The 19166-nt window shown below is 49.8% G+C and carries 17 protein-coding genes and 1 pseudogene; 14 read left to right on the plus strand and 4 right to left on the minus strand.

Annotated features, from left to right (window positions below):
- Window positions 1–18 precede the first annotated feature (18 nt).
- Window positions 19–1437 (minus strand): glutamine synthetase family protein, encoded by a 1419-nt coding sequence (locus ACQKDS_RS17040; protein WP_399672920.1) that lies wholly within the window; start codon window positions 1435–1437, stop codon window positions 19–21.
- Between the two features lie 236 nt (window positions 1438–1673).
- On the opposite strand from ACQKDS_RS17040, the gene puuD reads away from it, so the two are divergent.
- From puuD to ACQKDS_RS17060, 4 genes are read left to right on the plus strand one after another with little or no spacing between them, the layout of a single operon-like run.
- Window positions 1674–2435 (plus strand): gamma-glutamyl-gamma-aminobutyrate hydrolase, encoded by a 762-nt coding sequence (gene puuD / locus ACQKDS_RS17045; RefSeq protein WP_399672918.1) that lies wholly within the window; start codon window positions 1674–1676, stop codon window positions 2433–2435.
- Entirely contained in the window at window positions 2432–2989 is a 558-nt protein-coding gene (gene puuR / locus ACQKDS_RS17050) for an HTH-type transcriptional regulator PuuR (RefSeq protein ID WP_399672916.1), read from the plus strand. Before puuD ends, puuR begins: the two co-directional genes overlap by 4 nt.
- 15 nt (window positions 2990–3004) lie before the next feature.
- Window positions 3005–4501 (plus strand): aldehyde dehydrogenase PuuC, encoded by a 1497-nt coding sequence (puuC, locus tag ACQKDS_RS17055; RefSeq protein WP_399672914.1) that lies wholly within the window; start codon window positions 3005–3007, stop codon window positions 4499–4501.
- A gap of 11 nt (window positions 4502–4512) precedes the next feature.
- Window positions 4513–5793 carry an NAD(P)/FAD-dependent oxidoreductase gene (locus ACQKDS_RS17060; RefSeq protein ID WP_399672912.1) on the plus strand — a complete coding sequence of 427 codons (1281 nt, stop codon included), beginning with the start codon at window positions 4513–4515 and terminating at the stop codon, window positions 5791–5793.
- Window positions 5794–5857: 64 nt separating this feature from the next.
- On the opposite strand, the gene ACQKDS_RS17065 is transcribed toward ACQKDS_RS17060, so the two are convergent.
- Window positions 5858–6613, minus strand: coding sequence for an SDR family NAD(P)-dependent oxidoreductase (locus ACQKDS_RS17065; protein WP_399672910.1), 756 nt, complete (start codon window positions 6611–6613; stop codon window positions 5858–5860).
- A gap of 151 nt (window positions 6614–6764) precedes the next feature.
- Window positions 6765–7193 (minus strand): universal stress protein, encoded by a 429-nt coding sequence (locus ACQKDS_RS17070; RefSeq protein WP_399672908.1) that lies wholly within the window; start codon window positions 7191–7193, stop codon window positions 6765–6767.
- A 271-nt stretch (window positions 7194–7464) separates the two neighbouring features.
- Here ACQKDS_RS17070 and ACQKDS_RS17075 point away from each other — a divergent pair, with 271 nt between their 5' ends.
- Window positions 7465–8070 carry a transcriptional regulator gene (locus ACQKDS_RS17075; RefSeq protein ID WP_399672906.1) on the plus strand — a complete coding sequence of 202 codons (606 nt, stop codon included), beginning with the start codon at window positions 7465–7467 and terminating at the stop codon, window positions 8068–8070.
- A gap of 92 nt (window positions 8071–8162) precedes the next feature.
- Here the strand turns inward: ACQKDS_RS17075 and ACQKDS_RS17080 are convergent, their stop codons facing one another.
- Window positions 8163–8552 (minus strand): helix-turn-helix domain-containing protein, encoded by a 390-nt coding sequence (locus tag ACQKDS_RS17080; RefSeq protein ID WP_399672904.1) that lies wholly within the window; start codon window positions 8550–8552, stop codon window positions 8163–8165.
- Window positions 8553–8638: 86 nt separating this feature from the next.
- Between ACQKDS_RS17080 and ACQKDS_RS17085 the strand changes: the two genes are divergently transcribed.
- The 9 genes and pseudogenes from ACQKDS_RS17085 to ACQKDS_RS17125 all read left to right on the plus strand — a co-directional run bounded on the left by ACQKDS_RS17085 (window position 8639) and on the right by ACQKDS_RS17125 (window position 19107).
- Complete coding sequence (locus ACQKDS_RS17085; protein ID WP_399672902.1) at window positions 8639–9142, plus strand: DUF2938 domain-containing protein; 504 nt, start codon at window positions 8639–8641, stop codon at window positions 9140–9142.
- 112 nt (window positions 9143–9254) lie between these two features.
- Window positions 9255–9606: pseudogene (locus tag ACQKDS_RS17090) on the plus strand (cupin domain-containing protein).
- 170 nt (window positions 9607–9776) lie between these two features.
- Window positions 9777–10826 carry a TAXI family TRAP transporter solute-binding subunit gene (locus ACQKDS_RS17095; protein ID WP_399672900.1) on the plus strand — a complete coding sequence of 350 codons (1050 nt, stop codon included), beginning with the start codon at window positions 9777–9779 and terminating at the stop codon, window positions 10824–10826.
- Entirely contained in the window at window positions 10823–12790 is a 1968-nt protein-coding gene (locus tag ACQKDS_RS17100; RefSeq protein WP_399672898.1) for a TRAP transporter permease, read from the plus strand. Before ACQKDS_RS17095 ends, ACQKDS_RS17100 begins: the two co-directional genes overlap by 4 nt.
- A 352-nt stretch (window positions 12791–13142) precedes the next feature.
- Window positions 13143–14741: a sensor histidine kinase gene (locus tag ACQKDS_RS17105; protein ID WP_399672896.1), complete on the plus strand. Its 1599-nt coding sequence runs from the start codon at window positions 13143–13145 to the stop codon at window positions 14739–14741.
- A 4-nt stretch (window positions 14742–14745) separates the two neighbouring features.
- Window positions 14746–15462: a two-component system response regulator DcuR gene (dcuR, locus tag ACQKDS_RS17110; protein ID WP_399672894.1), complete on the plus strand. Its 717-nt coding sequence runs from the start codon at window positions 14746–14748 to the stop codon at window positions 15460–15462.
- Window positions 15463–16220: 758 nt separating this feature from the next.
- Entirely contained in the window at window positions 16221–17060 is an 840-nt protein-coding gene (locus ACQKDS_RS17115; RefSeq protein ID WP_399672892.1) for an alpha/beta fold hydrolase, read from the plus strand.
- A 589-nt stretch (window positions 17061–17649) separates the two neighbouring features.
- The gene (locus tag ACQKDS_RS17120; RefSeq protein WP_399672890.1) at window positions 17650–18117 is read left to right on the plus strand and encodes a hypothetical protein; all 468 of its coding nucleotides are present in this window, start codon (window positions 17650–17652) and stop codon (window positions 18115–18117) included.
- Window positions 18118–18267: 150 nt separating this feature from the next.
- Window positions 18268–19107 (plus strand): alpha/beta fold hydrolase, encoded by an 840-nt coding sequence (locus ACQKDS_RS17125; RefSeq protein WP_399672889.1) that lies wholly within the window; start codon window positions 18268–18270, stop codon window positions 19105–19107.
- The last annotated feature ends 59 nt before the right edge of the window (window positions 19108–19166 follow it).

A 19166-nucleotide genomic window follows, 5' to 3' on the forward strand; every position in this document is an offset into this window, starting at 1 on the left:
TAAGTCTGGTTGCATGAATCAGGCGTTTTTCAGCATCCATTCAATTTCAGTTTCGGTGATCAAGCGCTCAAATTGTACCAGTTCATCGGTTTTGCAGGCGAGATAAACATGGCTAAATCGTTTACCGAGCAAGGCCGTCAGCTCTGGGTTATGTTCAAATTCATACAGCGCATCGCTCTGACGGATCGGAAACGGCAAGCCTTCTTGCTCTAAACCGTTACCCGTCACCGGTTCCGGCAACGGCAGCGCCGTTTCTAATCCGTATACTATACCGGCCAATATCGCCGCCATGACTAAATAAGGGTTCGCATCAGCGCCGGCGACACGATACTCCACTCGGTGATTATCGCGATCGCCACACGGAACCCGCAACGCTACGGTTCGGTTGTTATGGCCCCAAGAGGCCTGCGTCGGTACGTACATGCCCGGCTGAAAGCGGCGATAAGCGTTAACGTTCGGTGCCAACAAGGCCATCGACGCAGGCATCAACGCGATCATCCCGGCTAACGCCTGCTGCATCAGCGCAGAGTCTTCACCATCATCATCGGCAAAGACGTTACTGCCGTTATTGTCGAGCATACTGATATGGACATGCATACCGCTGCCCGCATGCTCTTCGTACGGCTTAGCCATAAAGGTCGCCTGCATTTGATGCTTTTCCGCCACCATGCGAATCAAGCGCTTTAACGCTAACGCGTGGTCGCAGGCTTGTAGCACATCATGCGTATGATGCAGGTTGACTTCGAACTGACCGGGCGAGGCTTCCGCCACCGCACCATCAGCGGGAATGCCCTGCAAGTGCGCTAGTTCATCAATCTCACTGAGTACATCAGCAAAGTGGTTGAGATTATCCACCGAATAGACCTGGCTTTGGGTATTACGTTCCTGCGTGCCCGGCGCACATGGCGGCTGTAAATCGCCTTCGGCATCACGCTGACGATCGATCAGATAGAACTCCAACTCTACCGCTACCACAGGCGATAATCCGCGCTGGCGCAACTGCTGCCATACGCGGTTCAACACATTGCGTGGTTCAACGTCAAAGGGAGTGCCATCTTCGTCCAACATAGTAAGCAACACCTGACCGATATATTGCGGATCGGCCGCCGATGGCGTTAACGTCCCCAGCACCGGCACACAAATATGATCCGGCTCACCTAACTCCTGCCCCAGCCCCGCCTCTTCAACCACATTACCCAGAATATCCATCGCGAATACCGACGCCGGGAAGTAACACCCTTTCTCTAACTTGTTCAGCCCAGCGACTGGTATACGTTTACCCCGGAAGCTGCCGTTAAGGTCGGTCAACAAAACATCAATATGTTGTGTTAACGGATAGCGCTCTAGAAATGTCTTCACTTCACGCTGGAAGGAACTACTTCGTCTGTCTTCATTTTTTTGAACAAAGTTTTCCACTTCTACAATGTTGGTCTGCATGGTTCACCCGCCGTTATGTTTGGTCAGTGGTTCTCACACGTTATCACCGTCGTGATTGACGATTATCCTGCTCGATATAATGCCCACCAATGAAACATAGTTGCAACAAAATTGTTTTTCAAGTGTTAATTTGGTTTGAATATTGGTTTTTTGACTGCTAGATTTATTAAATATTGAACAATGGAGACAACAATTAGGCATATCGTTCATAATTTCGAACACACAAAGGGGATAGCATGGGCAATATATTTAACAGACCGATTATCGGTATCGTAATGTGCAGGAACAGGTTAAACCAACACCCAACACAGACCTTGCAAGAAAAGTACCTGCATGGGGTCGTTGCCGCTGGCGGATTACCCGTCGCGCTGCCGCATGCGCTGGCAACGCCGGATATGCTAGAAAATTTATTACCGCATCTTGACGGCGTGATGCTACCCGGTAGCCCCAGCAATGTGCAGCCGCACCTTTATGGTGAAAACGGCGATGAGCCTGACGCCGATCCAGGGCGTGATGAACTGAGCCTGGCGTTGATCCGCCTGGCACTAGACAGGCGCATTCCCCTTTTCGCCATTTGCCGCGGCATGCAGGAAATGGTGGTGGCCACCGGCGGTACCCTGCATCGCCGTTTATATGAATTGCCTACCTTGTTGGAACACCGCGAAGATCACGATCTGCCATTAGAGCAACAGTATGCCCCCGCCCACGAAGTGATCGTGGAAGAAGGCGGGCTGCTCTCGCAATTGATTCCTGATTGCAACCGATTCTGGGTCAACTCACTGCACGGACAAGGTGCCAAAAGCCTCGGTTCCAACGTTCGGATTGAAGCACACGCTGCCGATGGGTTGGTGGAAGCGATCAGCCTCCGCGATCAGCCATTTGCATTGGGCGTGCAATGGCACCCGGAGTGGAACAGCGATGAATACGCGCTCTCCCGCCTGCTGTTTGAGGGGTTCATTACCGCATGTCAACACTATCGCAAGGAAAAACGCCCATGAGCGATGTCAGCTTGGCACCGGGAAAACGTCTGTCACAGATCCGTCAGCAATTAGGTTTGTCGCAGCGCCGCGTGGCCGAACTGTCTGGATTAACCCATAGCGCGATCAGCACCATTGAGCAGGACAAAGTCAGCCCCGCCATCAGTACGTTACAGAAATTACTGACGGTGTATGGCCTCTCTCTGTCGGCATTTTTCGCAGAGTCGGAGAAACCGGCAGAGCCGCAAATTGTGATCGAACATAAAGATTTGATCGAAATTGGCAGCCAAGGCGTTTCAATGAAATTGATCCACAACGGTGACCCCAACCGCACGCTGGCCATGATGATCGAAACCTATGAGCCGGGCACCACCACCGGCGAACGCATTAAACATCAGGGGGAAGAGATCGGCACCCTATTGGAAGGCGAAGTGGTATTGCAGGTTAACGGCCAAGTTTACCACCTGGAAGCAGGCCAAAGTTACGCCATCAACACCGGCATTCCCCACAGTTTCAGCAACACGTCGGCACGTATTTGTCGCATTGTCAGCGCCCACACACCGACGACATTCTGATTAACGGAGCAAGGTATGGACTTTCACCACCTGCAATACTGGCAGCAACGGGCGCAAGCCCTGACTATTGAGAACCGACTGTTTATTAATGGCCAATATCTGTCGGCCGCCGAAGGGGGAACCTTTGCGGTGGACGATCCCGCCAGACGATGCGAATTGACACAGGCGGCGCGCGGCACCGGCGTTGATATCGATCTGGCAGTCAGCGCCGCGCGTGACGTTTTTGCGCGCGGCGACTGGTCACACGCCACCCCGACACAACGCAAGAACACATTATTGCAATTGGCGGCGCTGATAGAGCAGCATGCAGAACAGTTAGCCCTGCTGGAAACGCTCGATACCGGCAAACCGATTCGCCACAGCCTGCGTGATGATATTCCCGGCGCCGCGCGGTGCATTCGTTGGTATGCCGAAGCCATTGATAAAGTATACGGCGAAATAGCCCCCACCGGCGGTGATGCGCTGGCGCTGATTGCGCGTGAACCCATCGGTGTGGTCGGTGCCATTGTTCCGTGGAACTTCCCATTGTTGCTGGCCTGCTGGAAGCTCGGCCCTGCGCTAGCCGCAGGTAACAGCGTGGTACTCAAACCCTCAGAAAAGTCCCCTTTAAGCGCGCTCTATCTTGGTCAGTTAGCCAAACAGGCCGGTCTGCCCGATGGCGTGCTGAATATCGTCGCCGGTTACGGCCATGACGCGGGTAAAGCGCTGGCGCTGCATAACGACGTAGACGCCCTCGCCTTTACCGGTTCCACCGCCGTCGCCAAGCAGCTCATGGTCTATGCTGGCGAGTCAAATATGAAACGCGTATGGCTGGAAGCGGGCGGTAAAAGCGCCAATATTATTTTCGCAGACTGCCCGGATCTGGATAAAGCGGCACAGCATGCGGCCGCTGGTATCTTCTACAATCAAGGCCAGGTCTGCATTGCGGGTACCCGCCTGCTGGTAGAAGAAAGCATCCAGCAGGCATTCTTACAGAAACTGCGCCACTACGCGGCCGCCTTCATCCCCGGCAACCCACTCGATCCGGCCACGGTGATGGGCACGCTGATTGACGCGACTCACAGCGAAAAAGTCGCCAAGGCTATCGAGCAGGGTATACAGCAAGGGGCAACGCTATTTCTTGATGGCCGCCAACACCCGTTGGGCGATCATGACAGCTATCTCGGCCCCACCATCTTGACCCAGGTAGACAACCAGATGGCCGTCGCACGGGAGGAAATCTTCGGCCCGGTAGTGGTTGTGACGCCGTTTAACGGCGAGCAACAGGCCTTAGCGCTGGCCAATGATAGCGAATACGGGCTCGGTGCCGCCTTGTGGACACGAGATTTGTCACGTGCCCATCGTCTTGCTCGCCAACTGAAAGCCGGCTCAGTCTTCATTAATAATTATAACGAAGGCGATATGACCGTTCCGTTCGGCGGCTATAAGCAAAGTGGCAACGGCCGCGATAAATCATTACACGCGTTGGATAAATTCACCGAACTGAAAACCACCTGGATTTCTCTCGAATAAGGACGGATAACATGACTGAACACGCGAAAAGTTATTATGCGGCAACCGCCAATCCCCATCAGCCTTATCCGCAGTTAAATGAGTCGATCGAATGTGATGTCTGCATCATCGGCGGCGGCTATACCGGTTTATCCTCCGCCCTATTTTTGGTCGAGGCCGGTTACGACGTAGTGTTGCTGGAATCTGCGCGCATAGGTTTCGGCGCCAGCGGACGCAACGGCGGGCAATTGGTGAACTCCTACAGCCGCGATATTGATGTAATAGAAAAACGTTATGGTGCAGATAGCGCGCGCATGCTGGGCAGCATGATGTTTGAAGGTGCAGATATTATTCGCAGCCGTATCGAACGTTACGCCATCCAGTGCGACTATCGCCCCGGCGGGATTTTTGCCGCGTTGAATAACAAACAGTACCACGCTCTGATCGAACAAAAGGAAAACTGGGCGCGCTACGGCAATACGCAATTGGAGTTGCTGGACGCGGAGAGAGTCCGTAAAGAGGTTGCCAGCGATCGGTATGTCGGCGCTCTGCTCGATCACAGCGGCGGGCACATTCACCCGTTGAATTTAGCGCTGGGCGAAGCTGAAGCTATCCGCCAGCACGGTGGCCGCATCTTCGAACAATCGGCGGTAACGCATATCGAGCATGGCGAGCCCGCTCTCGTCAGCACCGCCCACGGCCAAGTTAAGGCACGCTATGTGATCGTGGCCGGTAACGCGTATCTGGGTGACAAACTGGAACCCAAGTTGGCCAAAATCAGTATGCCCTGCGGAACCCAAGTGGTCACTACCGAACCGCTGGAGGCCGAGGTCGCACACTCGCTGATTCCACAAAACTATTGCGTAGAAGACTGCAATTATCTACTGGATTATTATCGCCTGACCGCCGATAACCGCTTACTGTACGGCGGTGGCGTGGTGTACGGCGCACGCGATCCCGATGATATCGATAATCTAATTCGTCCTAAACTGCTTAAAACTTTCCCACAGTTAAAAGGTGTGCGTCTTGACTATCGCTGGACGGGGAACTTCTTATTAACCCTCTCGCGTATGCCACAGTTCGGCCGCTTGGAGAATAATATTTACTATATGCAGGGTTACAGCGGCCATGGCGTCACCTGTACTCATTTGGCGGGGAAATTGATCGGTGAACTGATGCGCGGTGATGCGGAACGGTTTGACGCTTTTGCCAGGTTGCCCCACCTGCCTTTCTGCGGCGGGCGCAATCTGCACATTCCGTTTACCGCCATCGGAGCGGCGTACTACAGTATCCGCGATCGGATAGGCGTATAAACAGGCTCTTTGCTCCTTATGATGAGGGCGCAGCCACCAGCCCATTGCGCCCTCAGCTTAGGTCTTAAACTATTTTAGGTTGGCCGTCTGATGCCGTTGCGCCACCATCGACCGGAATGTTCGCGCCGTTAATAAAGCTGGCATCCTCACTGGCGAGAAAAGCCATCACCGCAGCCACTTCTTCTGGCTCGGCGGCGCGGCCTAATGCAATACGTTCGTTAAACTTATCGCGGATCTCCTGCGGCCAGCCGTTGGTCATGTTGGTTTTTACCAAACTTGGACAGACTGAATTGACGCGCACGCCATCTCCACCGTGATCCAACGCCATCGCCCGCGTTAGGTTGACGACCGCGCCTTTTGCCGCGCAGTAATACGCCGCTCCCCAGTCACCGCCTAACCCCGATACCGACGCCGTATTTACAATACAGCCTTTGCTTTTCAGCAGGTGGGGCAAGGCAAACTTAGAACAGAACACCACGCCATCAATATCGACACCAGCAATACGACGCCAATCCTCGATGCTGGTTTCCAGCACGCTGCCTGCGACATGAACGCCGGCATTATTGATCAGCACGTCGATACGACCATATTTCAGCGCGATGTCATTCATCATTTTTTCCACCGCAACGGCATCGGAAACATCGATATCCACCGCATAGGCTTTATCTTTTGGTAACGAAGCCGCCACAGTATCAACCGCCTGTTTTGCCCAATCTGCTAGCACCACAATGGCACCTTCTGCTGCAAATCGACGCGCTGCTGCTTCTCCCATTCCGTTACCTGCGCCAGTAATGATCACCACTTTATTATCAAAACGCATAGAACCTCCCCCATGTGAATAGAATTTGTATATGTCATACAAATATTTAATCTATCCGAGGATAGTCCTGTTAAACGCCGTCGGCCAGTCAAAACGTGCGTTTTAATAACCCTAAAGGGTTACCTTCGTTGTGCATTTCGGCTATCGCCCGTTATTTTTCTTCAATCGGTATCACCAATAAATCAACATGCAGATTATTAATCGCCTGCCGCGTTGACGACATCAATCGCCCCCAGAAGTCACGATGATGACCGAAAATAATCAAATCGAACCCCTTCTCTTGCACCGCGATATTCAACTCTTCGGTCAGCTCGCCACGGCCAATAATGATTTCGTCCACGGGATAAGCAGACTGATTTTTTATGGTTTCCAAGATTTTTTTGGCACGCTCAGAGAAGGTATGATGCGTATAATCATAAGATCCCACCCCCAGTTCGGCGTAATAACCGGTATGGTGGACATCAATGTAAATCAATGAGAGTTTGGCGTTCAGTGCACCGGCTAATTTGGCGCCTCTATCCAGTAGAATTTCAGCGTCCTCACTGAGATCGGTTGCAATGACGATATGTTGATATGTCATGATCACTGCCCTCCGCGTTGCGCTTAAGAACAGACGGCAGTTCTTACCCACGTTTACCGCTACCTGCCGCTAATAAAAGTTTAGTTTAATAGTGTAATTATTGCATTTGTTTCATTTTATAATCTTGATGACAAAGCACTCGGCTTACGCAATCGCAACATTATCACATTGATAAAATCTACCTTGTTCTCGATCAAATAACCTTAAGTCAAATTCAGCTAAGATATTTCTTGTCACGAATTATCTTATATCGTCCGGGAGCTACGCTGATTTGAGCCACGTTATTTATCGCATTGAGGACAGCATCATTTTTTGTCCTAAATCCATAGGCTTTTATCAACAAAGTCTTGCCAGCGAGCACGTGGCTATCTCTGCCGCCGCCGCCAGGCTTTTTACGCTACTAATTAAACATAAAGGTGAAGTCGTTGAGCGCGATACCATTTTGACAAAAGTCTGGGATGATCATGGTCTGCAAGCCAGCAACAATAACCTCAACCAATGCCTAAGCATATTACGCCGCATCATCAAAACGATGGGTGTAGAAAAAAATGTCATTGAAACCATTCCAAAAGTTGGGTTAAAAATTGCTAATGATGTTCTGATTGAAGCGCTAAGCATCTCACCTGATGGCGACATTTTATCCCGTGTCGCGCACACTAAAAAAGCGCAGAAAGAGAAGAAAAATGGTTTGGTATTCAGCATGTTTGCATTAATTTTCTTATTGCTGATTAGTGTTTCGTTTAATGTTGCGCATTACTATAAAATCCATCGAAATACGCCATTTTGGGTATCAAAAGGTACGCAAATTAATAGCCATTCATCCTTCTCCCAGCACATCCGGGCGCGGTTGCGGAGCTCTTTCGAAGAATATTCCTAACTGAAAAAAGATGACGCAGGCCAAATCCATATAGTTGCTGTAGTTAATTATATCTTAACGATAAATACCCGCATCACTAGCCTTATATTCATTTACTTCAGTAACATATCGAGCATTTTTTGAAATGTTGGACAGGCTAAATGATGGTCGGCGGGGCATTGCGCCACATGGCGTAAACCATCACGCACCGCTTTTAACCGCCTGATGGTGTTGTCCACCTCTTCGGCTTTGGTCAGCAAATGTTGTCGGTCAATGTGCATTTCCCCCCGCTCATCAAACATCGCCCCTATTTCTGCCAGCGTCAGCCCCGCCTGACGCCCCAGATTAATCAACGCCAATTTTTGCAGTACCTCTTCACCGTACTGTCTTCTTAAACCTCGGCGCCCGATTGAACGAATTAAACCTTTATCCTCATAAAAGCGCAGCGTAGACGGCTTCAGGCCGGTACGTTTTACTACTTGCGCTATATCCAGCTCAATCATACTTGACCTCAAGTTAACTTTACGTTGCAAAATAGCGCCACTGTCTCACGACGGCTGTCCGCCACACTTAATGAGGGTACAAAACGATGACGACAACCGCATTAATTATCGCAGTTCTGTTTATTGGCATTATCGCCACCGGCGTGATGGATCTGTGGGCCTTTTTTCAACGCCGGATAGTCGGTATACACACTCTGGATTATGCATTGGTTGGCCGCTGGCTTGGTTTGATGCGCCGGGGGCAATTCCAGCATCAATCAATCATTTCTGCCCCCACTATTCGCTATGAACGTCTGCTCGGGTGGTTAGCGCACTATGCCATTGGCATCATATTCACCATGATACTGGTGGCGATCGTCGGCCCCGCTTGGCTACGGCAACCGACTCTCATGCCCGCCCTCATGGCCGGTGTCATCAGCGTAGCCGCCCCTTGGCTGATCATGCAGCCCGCATTCGGCCTCGGAATCGCCGCCGCCCGAACCCCTTCGCCACGCCAAGCACGCTGGCGCAGCGTTCTTACCCATACGGTATTTGGCTGTGGGCTGTATGCGGCGGCCGTATTATTTAATTTTTTCCGCCCTTTACTCTAAGGCTGTTTTATCGTACTCATTGCCCGGTGATCTGAAACACCCTTAGCCTGTTTTGCTTCCCCCACGGGCGATGATGCATACCGCCCAACAAATCAGGGTTATTCACTTCCCTATGCGTTTATTACCAACGTTTTTTTACCTGTTATGTGAGGATATAGGCAACGGTGTCACTCGCCGTATTCTGGCACATGGCGGAAGATGATGGCGGTTGAAGCGCATTTCACCCAGGGCGCGGTTGGGGCCTGACAGCATCACTCGCTTGAGCAATTGGCCTACGTTTTTTCTGGTCGCTTTACCTTTACCATCGCTGAAGAAACGTAGCATGTCAGCACTGGCTATACGCTGTATAAATCGCCCATACCGTTCACGGCTGCGTTTGCCTTGATGCCGGAACGCGGTTGGATGCATTCACTCCGCAACGCGAGGATTTTTTGTCTAACCGCTCGCCCTGTTATCGGCGATAACCGCTCAGCAAATTTCTTTCAACCTTCATCACATTCCTGAACCTATTCAGTACGTTTTTTGCGTAACCCGATCGCAAATCACATCGTCCCCACTAGATCAACAAATCCACCATGTTGTATACGAGTTAAGCGTAATGTTACTCGTTTGTTTCAAAACACCTGGGCTCATCATGAAGAATAGAAAAATAAAGTTATTCGTAGGCGTTACTGCAGCCATCGCCGTGGTCACGCTCGCCGTCATCGGTAAAGTCGAAAATGCACATAAAACCTTCCTTTCTGTCGCCACGGCCTCCACGGGGGGCACCTTTTACCCCATGGGCGTAGGACTTGCCAACGTCTGGAGCAACCAATTAAAACCAGATGGTATTCAGGTAACCGGGCAATCTTCTGCCGGTTCGATAGAGAATATCGATTTGTTGCAAAAAAATGAGGCGCAGCTAGCTATCTTACAAAGCCTGATTGCAACCGAAGCCTTTGAAGGCGTGCGGAACTTTGATCACCGCGCCTATAAAGATTTACGTGCGATCTCGATGTTGTGGCCCAACGTCGAACACTTTGTGATGCTGGAGAGTAAAGTCAAAGACGGCACGCTAAACGACATCGCGGGAACACGTTTCTCGGTTGGGCCACAGGCCAGCGGCACCGAGCAATCGACGATCGTTATTCTGCAAGGCGTGGCGCTAAGCAAGAAATCTATCTCACCAGAATATCTGGGTTACGGCGACACTGTTTCAGCCATGCGCGATGGCCGCCTTGACGGAGGTGCACTACCCGCCGGCGTGCCCGCGGCGGCGGTGACCGATATGTATGCCAGCGGTATTCCATCACGCATATTAGACGTAACCGATGAGCAGCTAACCCAGATCAACACCATCGCCAACGCCTGGTTCCGCTTTGACATTAAGCCGAATACCTATCCGCGCCAGACCAAGTCGGTTGCTACTATCGCCCAGCCGAACATCTTGGTTTCTATTCGTCAGATAGATGAAAAAATTATCTATGACCTGACTAAAACCCTGTTCGAAAATCTGCCAGCAGTCCATCAGGTACACAGCGCGGCCAAGTATATCTCGCTTGAAAATGCGCTAAAAGGCGTATCCGTACCCTTGCATATTGGGGCCTACCGTTATTTTCGCGAAGTAGGCGTGCAGATCCCCGATTACCTCATCCCACCTGAAGCAACAGATACCGTGGTGTCTAGCCACTCGGAGGCATTATGAATACCAATAACTTGCCCCCGTCATCCGCGGGGGATCTGGATAAAGAGGCGGGTGCCGGTAACCGCCCATTAACGGGTATCGCGTTACAATTGGCCACACTGTTGGCTATTGCCATTTCCCTGTATGCCATCTACGCCAATGCGCTGGCGAACACCCAAGAGTTCTACCGTAATACCACGTTTCTCAGCGGCATTTTGATCCTCGGCTTTATTCTGTTTCCGTTTGCCAAAAAGCATGCCACCGCGGGCTTTAACCGCTGGGATTATCTGTTCATCGTACTGACGCTGGTAAGTTACGGTTATTTCTATTTCAATTACCTTGACCTGCATGTGGTGCGCAAGAGTATTCCCAACACGACCGATTATCTGATGGCAGCTTTGGGGATCGCCGTTTTGTTTGAAGCCGCACGCCGCACTACCGGTTACTTCATTCCCAGTTTGGCGACGTTTGCCATTATTTATGCCCTGTTCGGTCAATATTTCCTGGGTATCTTCGGTCACGGCGGTTTTTCCCTTGAACGCTTGCTATATCGCCTGTTTATGACCAGCGAAGGGATCTTTGGCATTACACTGTCGACCGCCTCAACCGCTATTGCTGTGTTTATTTTGTTTGGTTCATTCCTCAGCGTGAGCGGTGCAACTCAGTTATTCAACGATCTGGCGTTAGCCATGGCTGGCCGCCGACGTGGTGGCCCTGCGCAGGTAGCCGTGATTTCCTCAGCACTGACCGGCTCGCTCAGTGGCAGTGCGGTTGCCAATGTCGCCACCACCGGAACCTTCACCATTCCGCTGATGAAAAACATCGGCCTGTCACCACGCTTTGCTGGCGCGGTGGAAGCCACGGCATCAACCGGCGGCATGATCATGCCACCGATCATGGGCGCCGCAGCGTTCATCATGGCGGGTTTTCTTGGCATTTCGTACACCACCATCGTGATTGCAGCCATCGTGCCCGCACTGCTGTACTACGCAGCCTTGATCATCGCCATCGATCTGGAAGCAAAAAAGCAAGGGTTGAAAGGGCTCAGCAAAGAGCATATTCCACAGGTCAAAGCGATACTAAAAGCGCGTGGTTTATTGTTGTTGCCGCTGGTGATCGTCATCGGTACGCTGCTCGTAGGGAAAACACCAATCTACGCGGGTTTTCTCGGCATTATTGCCATTATTGTCGCCAGTTGGATCACACCAGATAGCTCGGTACGCATGACCCCAAAAAAAATCGCCGAAGCGTTAAACGAAGCGGCACGCGGATCGATCCAGGTGACCATCGCCTGCGCGGCGATTGGCGTGATCATCTGCGTCGTCACCATGACCGGCATCGGCTCTACGCTGGCATTCAACATCGTTTCGCTCACCAATAATACATTGTGGATGATTCTGCTGGTCGTCATGGCAGTCTGCATCGTGCTGAGTATGGGGCTCCCCTCCACCGCGTTGTATATCGTGGTGGCCGTGACCGTCTCACCTATTTTGATCAAAGCGGGCGTCATGCCGCTGGCGGCGCACTTCTTTGTATTCTGGTTTGGTGCCTTGTCCAACATTACGCCTCCGGTGGCGTTAGCCAGTTACACTGCCGCCAGCATCGCTCGCGCCGATCCGATGCAAACCTCATGGGATGCAGTACGCTTAGCGCTGCCGGGCTTTATTATCCCCTTTATCTTGGTGTATAACCCGGCGCTGCTGATGCAAGGTGACAACCTGAGCGTACTCTCGATGATTCACATGATCGTGACCGCTCTGGTTGGGATTTATGCGCTCTCAATTGCCAGTGCCAACTTCTGGCTACATCAAACCCATTGGTTAGAGCGCATTCTGTTTATCATTGCCGCTATTTTGCTGATTAAACCTGGCTTGTGGACCGACATGGCAGGCGCCGCGTTGATTACCCTCGCAGGTCTGATGCATGTAGTGCGCTATAAACAGCATACCGCACTACACAACAACCTTTCCGAAGGGAATAAATAAAAACAGAGCAATATCAACGTACCAGAGTAAAAACCGCCGACAAGGATGTACGGCGGTTATCATTCATCTTGAACGCGCTGTTTATCATTATCACGACGCGGATCGATAGCCCGCACGGCGACGTAAAGGCGCCCCACCATTAGCCCCGTCGCCCTAGCTTGCCATGACGAGAAAGACATATCATTCAATCGCGAACGCATACTGAAAACCTGCCCATCGCAGTTGCCGCCCATTTTGTAACTAAAGTAAGCCACAAACCCGGCAATAGCCTGTGATACTCTGTTACCGCTAGCGGCACTTATCTGCATTCCTCGTTAGAATAATCCTTCGCCATCCCCATTCGGAGAACGTCATGCCTAAACAACGGCTGCCGATGAAACTCAGCACTACGCTCACACTGATGGTTTCGGCCATTATCGCGTCGGTACTGTTGGTGGTTTATGCTCTGTTTTTCGTGCAGATGAATCATCAAGGGCAGGATCAATTGCGTCAAAAAGCGCTGGCGATCGCCGAAACCGTGGCGCTAGCGGATACCGTTATCCATGGCCTCCAGCAACAGCACAGCGCACACATTCAGCAGTTTGCCGAACACGTGCGCCAGAAAAATGAATTACTGTTTGTGGTGGTGCTGGATATGGCTGGCATCCGTTATTCGCACCCCAAACCGGCGTTAATCGGCCAGCATTTTATTGGCGACGATCTCGCTCCCGCACTACTGGGTAAGCCTAACAGTGCGATTAATCGGGGTACGCTGGCCCCGGCGTTGAGAGTGTTTGTGCCGGTTTATAATGCGCACCACCAGCAAATTGGCGTTGTTGCGCTCGGTATCGCGCTGGATACCGTGCAGCGCGTGGTCGCGGAAAGCCGTTGGATCATCTACTGGACGCTGGCCTTCGCCGCGCTGGTCGGTACGCTGGGTGCCTTTTTTTTGGTGAAAGCATTGAAGCGCATTATGCTCGGCTTCGAACCTTATGAGATTTCCAACTTATTCGAACAACGCAACGCGATGCTGCAATCGATCAAAGAAGGCGTGATTGCCGTTGATGACCAATCCCGCATTACCATTATCAACGACGAAGCAAAACGCTTGTTGCGGCAAAGCGGACCATTTGAGAATCTGCTGTTATCTTCCGCCAGCAAACACTGGCCAGCACAACTCCACCTAGCTGATGTATTGGAGAGTGGAAAACCGCAGCGCGACCGACAAATTACCTTTAATGGCAGCGAGCTGCTGACAAACACGGTGCCGGTCATTGTTAAAGGCCAAGTGATTGGTGCGATTGCCACGTTCCGCGATAAAACGGAAATCAGCCGTTTGTTACAACGCCTGAACGGTATGGCGCAATACGCAGATGCGCTACGGGTGCAATCACACGAATTTATGAATAAGTTGCATGTTATCCTCGGGCTGTTACACATGAAAGCTTATCAGCGCCTGGAGCATTACGTTATTAGTACCGCCAGCAATTATCAGGAAGAGATTGGCACGTTATTAGGTATGATTAAATCGCCAGAGGTGGCAGGATTCCTCATCGCAAAAATCAACCGGGCGCGCGAAGCAGGCGTTGAACTGACCCTAGAAGAAGGCAGCTTACTGCCAGAAATTGATGATGCAGACATTACCCATGTGTTAATCAGCGTGCTGGGTAACTTAATTGAAAATGCCCTTGATGCTATCGACGGCGACGAAGGCCACGAAATTACGCTACGCCTCCATCATCACCGCGATCAATTACATTGTATCGTGAGTGACGACGGCCCCGGAATTGCTTCAGCCCTCAGCGCCCGTATTTTTGAACACGGCTTTTCCACTAAGGGAGCAGGACGGGGAGTTGGCTTGGCGCTAATACGCAATCATTTGGAAAAACTGGGCGGCGGTATTGATTTTGACTCCACACCGGGCGAACTGACTCAGTTTTATGTGCATATTCCCTATCAGGCTAAGAGCTGACGCTATGATTAACGTTTTAATTGTCGATGATGATCCGATGGTTGCGGAACTCAATAAATATTATCTTAGCCAGGTCAATGGCTTTCAATGTCAGGCAACGGTCGCCACCTTAGCGCAAGCCCATGCGTTGCTTATGGATGCCAACGTCAGTATCGATCTGGTGCTGCTGGATATCTATATGCAGCAAGAGAACGGTCTGGATTTACTGCCCGCGCTGCGCGAGCTAGGCGAAAAGACGGATGTCATCGTCATTTCCTCCGCCAGTGATGTCGATACGGTACAAAAAGCACTCCATTACGGCGTAGTTGACTATCTGATTAAACCTTTCCAATTCAGCCGGTTCAAACAGGCATTGAGTCATTATCAGCAACAATCGCAAATTTTGGCGCAACGTGAATTTTGCGCCCAGTCCGATGTCGATAATCTGCTACGCCGTCCCCCCACCGGCAAAGAAAACCAAAAGTTACCAAAAGGGCTGACCAACATTACCCTCAGCACGGTATGTGAGTGGATCGACCAACAGCACGATACCGAGTTTTCCACCGATAATTTAGCCAACGCCATTGGTATATCACGGGTATCATGCCGGAAATACCTGATTTATTTATCTGATGTGGGGATTCTCGCCACACGTATTCTGTATGGCACCACAGGACGGCCGGTGTATCTCTATCAACTCAAAGCGGATGCGCGTGCACTGCTGCAAACCTATTGCCGCTAACCCCTCTTTCTGCGGCAAAGGCGTCTTTGCCGTGATAACCCGATCACTTTCCCACTCCCGCGCCTATTAACGCCGATGTTCACGCTTAACCGTTTTTTTTAGCGATTTATACTGTGTTTTTTCAAAAAACGGTATGTAAGCCTGCTTAATGTTTTCATGGTAATTGATTAGATATATAACAGTAATATTTTAAAGCATACAACCTAATCGTTAAAAGCCAGTAAAATTAGCCAACAAAAAAATTTATCATACTGTTTTTAAACATATAAAAAACAGCTTGGTTTTTTATGCGTCTTTGAATCAAAAAAAAATACTTAAAAAAAATTTGATCATAAGCGTGATCTAGGTCTAACTTTATTGACGGGAGCGGCTTACTCAGGCAAAGAAATGCCCTATATCGCTGCCACACTCTCGTAACCTTTTAGGAGTAGATAAAGTTAAAAATAGTGTGAAAAGCTGAACCGATCGTGTGTCGTACTTTGCTGACGCCACCGTTAACCACACGATCAAGACTCATCAAGGATGTTGTGGATGCAGTAATCATGAGCGGTGGCCACGGCTGAAAGGCATCACAACTCACGCCTGCGATAAGTTGGCAAGATAGCATTAACGATTTAATAAAACGGCCGCTTTATGTCGTTGGTATCGCGACCGTAAAATAATTGAAATGCCATTAATCTCTGCATCATTGTCAGGAATTTGTTTTGCCATGTGTAAATGGCAAGTATGACGTGATTTTTATTAATAGGGGGTGGAAAATGAAACCGGAAACAGACATTATTCGCGTCGGCGAATGGAATATCTATGTGGAGCGATATATTTACCCAGGTATTACTGAATCGGTTATATGTGTCAATGGATCATTCTCGACGACATTATCCTTCCGTAATTGTGTCAAAAGCCTAAAAAATAGTATGAATGTTATTTTATTTGATCTTCCTTTTATCGGTAAGTCTCGACCACACAATCAATTGAGCCGTCTATTGCCAAAATCCGAAGAAGTCACCATTCTGAACCATTTGATTGAGCGTTATCAACCCACCTCTATTCTTTCCTTATCTTGGGGGGGCGTCGCCACGTTAATGGCCTTATCAACGCGCCCATGCTCGATTAGAAAAGCGATTGTGGCCTCTTTCTCGACCCGAATTACACCCGCCATGCGCAGTTTTATCGCAAGTGCCAAAACTTTGCTGGATGAAGGTAAAAATAACGAAATCGCAACATTACTGAATAATGAGCTCGGCAAATATTTGCCAGGCTTACTCCGGCAGGTTAATCATGAACATATTAAAAACCTTGATCAAGAAGCATACCGTCAGGCCAGTTTTCATATCGAACAAATCTCTGCATTGTGTCATGAAGACTATCTCGATATCTTCCACAATATCGAGACACCGATTATGTTCATTAATGGTGAACGAGATGAATACACTACGCCGGAAGATATTCGTAATATAGAAAACGATATTCAGAACTGTGAGTTTATTACCGTTCCAGAAACCGGTCACTTTCTCGATATGGAAAGCCGCTCAGCTTCACAATGCGTCGGCAGATTTCTTAACAACTACTTTTTGTTAGGAAATGCCGTGGCGTCCTGAGTGCCACAAAATACCCGCGATTAAGGGCGGCGCTCATTACCGTCTGCCTTATGATTCCAGCTTCTGTACGCCTACAGCAGTACCCTCACCAATCAGAAATGGGACGTTGGTCGGGGTGATGACATCAGCATAATCCGCGGGCTCTCATGGCAACAACACACAGCGGCCTTACAAACGGCCCTCGCAAACCTCAGCTTGCTGGCCTGACAGTGACGATATTGTCAACACACTCTACGGGTCGCGTTATAGCGATTTACACTGCGCTTTTCCATAAAATTGGCTTCTCACTCTGCGTAATATTTACTTCATAATTAATAAAAAAATTAACAGTGAAAAGCGAATGCATATAGAACTAATCCTAAAAAAATAACTCATCGGATGAGGCGGTGTGTGGTATTAATTATCTGTTTCTTATAGATTTACTTAAATAAATGACGCTATACCCTCTTTTTTATCGCGGAATAAACACTTAATTAAAATTTGATCAAAAACGTGATCAGGTTCTAACTTTACTCATGACGTCGCGCTGGCTCAGGCTGACGCACTCACTTCACTACTTAAGTATTTCTGCAAAATATCAGGATAATTTATGGCCGAAAATATCGTGAAAAATGTGGTTGATAGCGTATCCACTTTTGTTGATTCCACCGTTAACAGTGGCACAAACGCAATCGATGGCGTAGTTGATGCCGTGACCTCTGGTTCAGGCGGGTTATGGGGGCTGCTAAAGGGCGTTGGCGTAAGCGTCGGTGATTTGGTGCACGACGTGACTAAGTCCGTACTGGATCTGGTCAGCGATCTTACCCAGACAGTCGGTAATTTGGCGGACAACATTACCGAGATCGTTGATCATGCGCTCGATAAAATCGCTGACACCACCGATGTAATTAGTCACACCACCGAGGGCGTAACCAGCACCTCCGTCGACACAACCGATCAACTCATCGCCATACTGCAACAAACTGGCAATGAAACCGTGACCGAAAGCTCGCCAGCCGTGCTAGAAGTGAATGGCGTGGTTGCCGCCACCGACAGCGCCTTGTCTCACGCTATCTAGCATCGCCTTCACTTGAGCCGTTGGCAAATCGAGTTTGAGCACGGCAACAAATAATAGAAAAACAATAAGTATCGGCATTGTTTGCTGGGGATTTATTTTGCCACATTGGCATGGCAAGTATCACTTAATTTGTATTAATGGGGGTGGGAAATGAAACCGGAAACAGGCATTGTTCGCGTCGGCGAATGGCAAATCTATGTAGAGCGATATAACTATCCTGGCGTAACGGAATCCGTTATCTGTGTTAATGGTGCGCTATCGACGACATTGGCATTCCGCAATTGTGTTAAAAGCTTTAAAAATCGCGTTAACGTGATTTTATTTGATCTCCCTTTCATCGGAAAATCACGGCCACACAACCAGTTGAACCGACCATTACCGAAGAGTGAGGAGGTTCTCATTCTAAATAGCCTGATAGAGCATTATCAACCCGCCTATATTCTCTCTGTTTCATGGGGAGGATTGGCAGCTTTAATGGCATTATCGGCCCGCCCTTCTTCGATTCGAAAAGCCGTAGTGGCTTCGTTCTCAACCCGTATTACACCGGCGATGCACAATTATATTGAGCGCGCCAAGGTTCTGTTGGATGAAGGAAAAAACCACGAGGTGGCCACACTACTTAATGACGAAGTCGGTAAATATTTACCGGGCTTGCTGAAACAGGCCAACCATGAACACATTAAAAACCTTGATCAGGAAACATATCGGCAGGCCAGCTTCCATATTGGACAAATATCGTCGTTATGCCATAAAGATTACATCGATATTTTCCGTAAAATTGAAACCCCCATTATGTTCATGAACGGTGAGCGCGATGAATATACCACGCCAGACGATATTCGCGATATGGGTAACTATATTCAGGACTGTGAGTTTATTACTATTCCTGAGGCCGGTCATTTTCTCGATATGGAAAGCCGCCCGGCCGCACAATACGTCGGTCAATTACTTAATAGCTACTTCTTTGTAGAAAAAGCCATGGCCTCTTGATCGTTGCCCCCCCTCCTTTCAGGCCTGGCAGCGCTGCCCGGCCGAGGCAGGCGGCGATC

This window comes from Serratia sp. NPDC078593, assembly GCF_050268245.1.
In the GTDB taxonomy this organism is placed as follows: Bacteria; Pseudomonadota; Gammaproteobacteria; order Enterobacterales; family Enterobacteriaceae; genus JBNNGK01.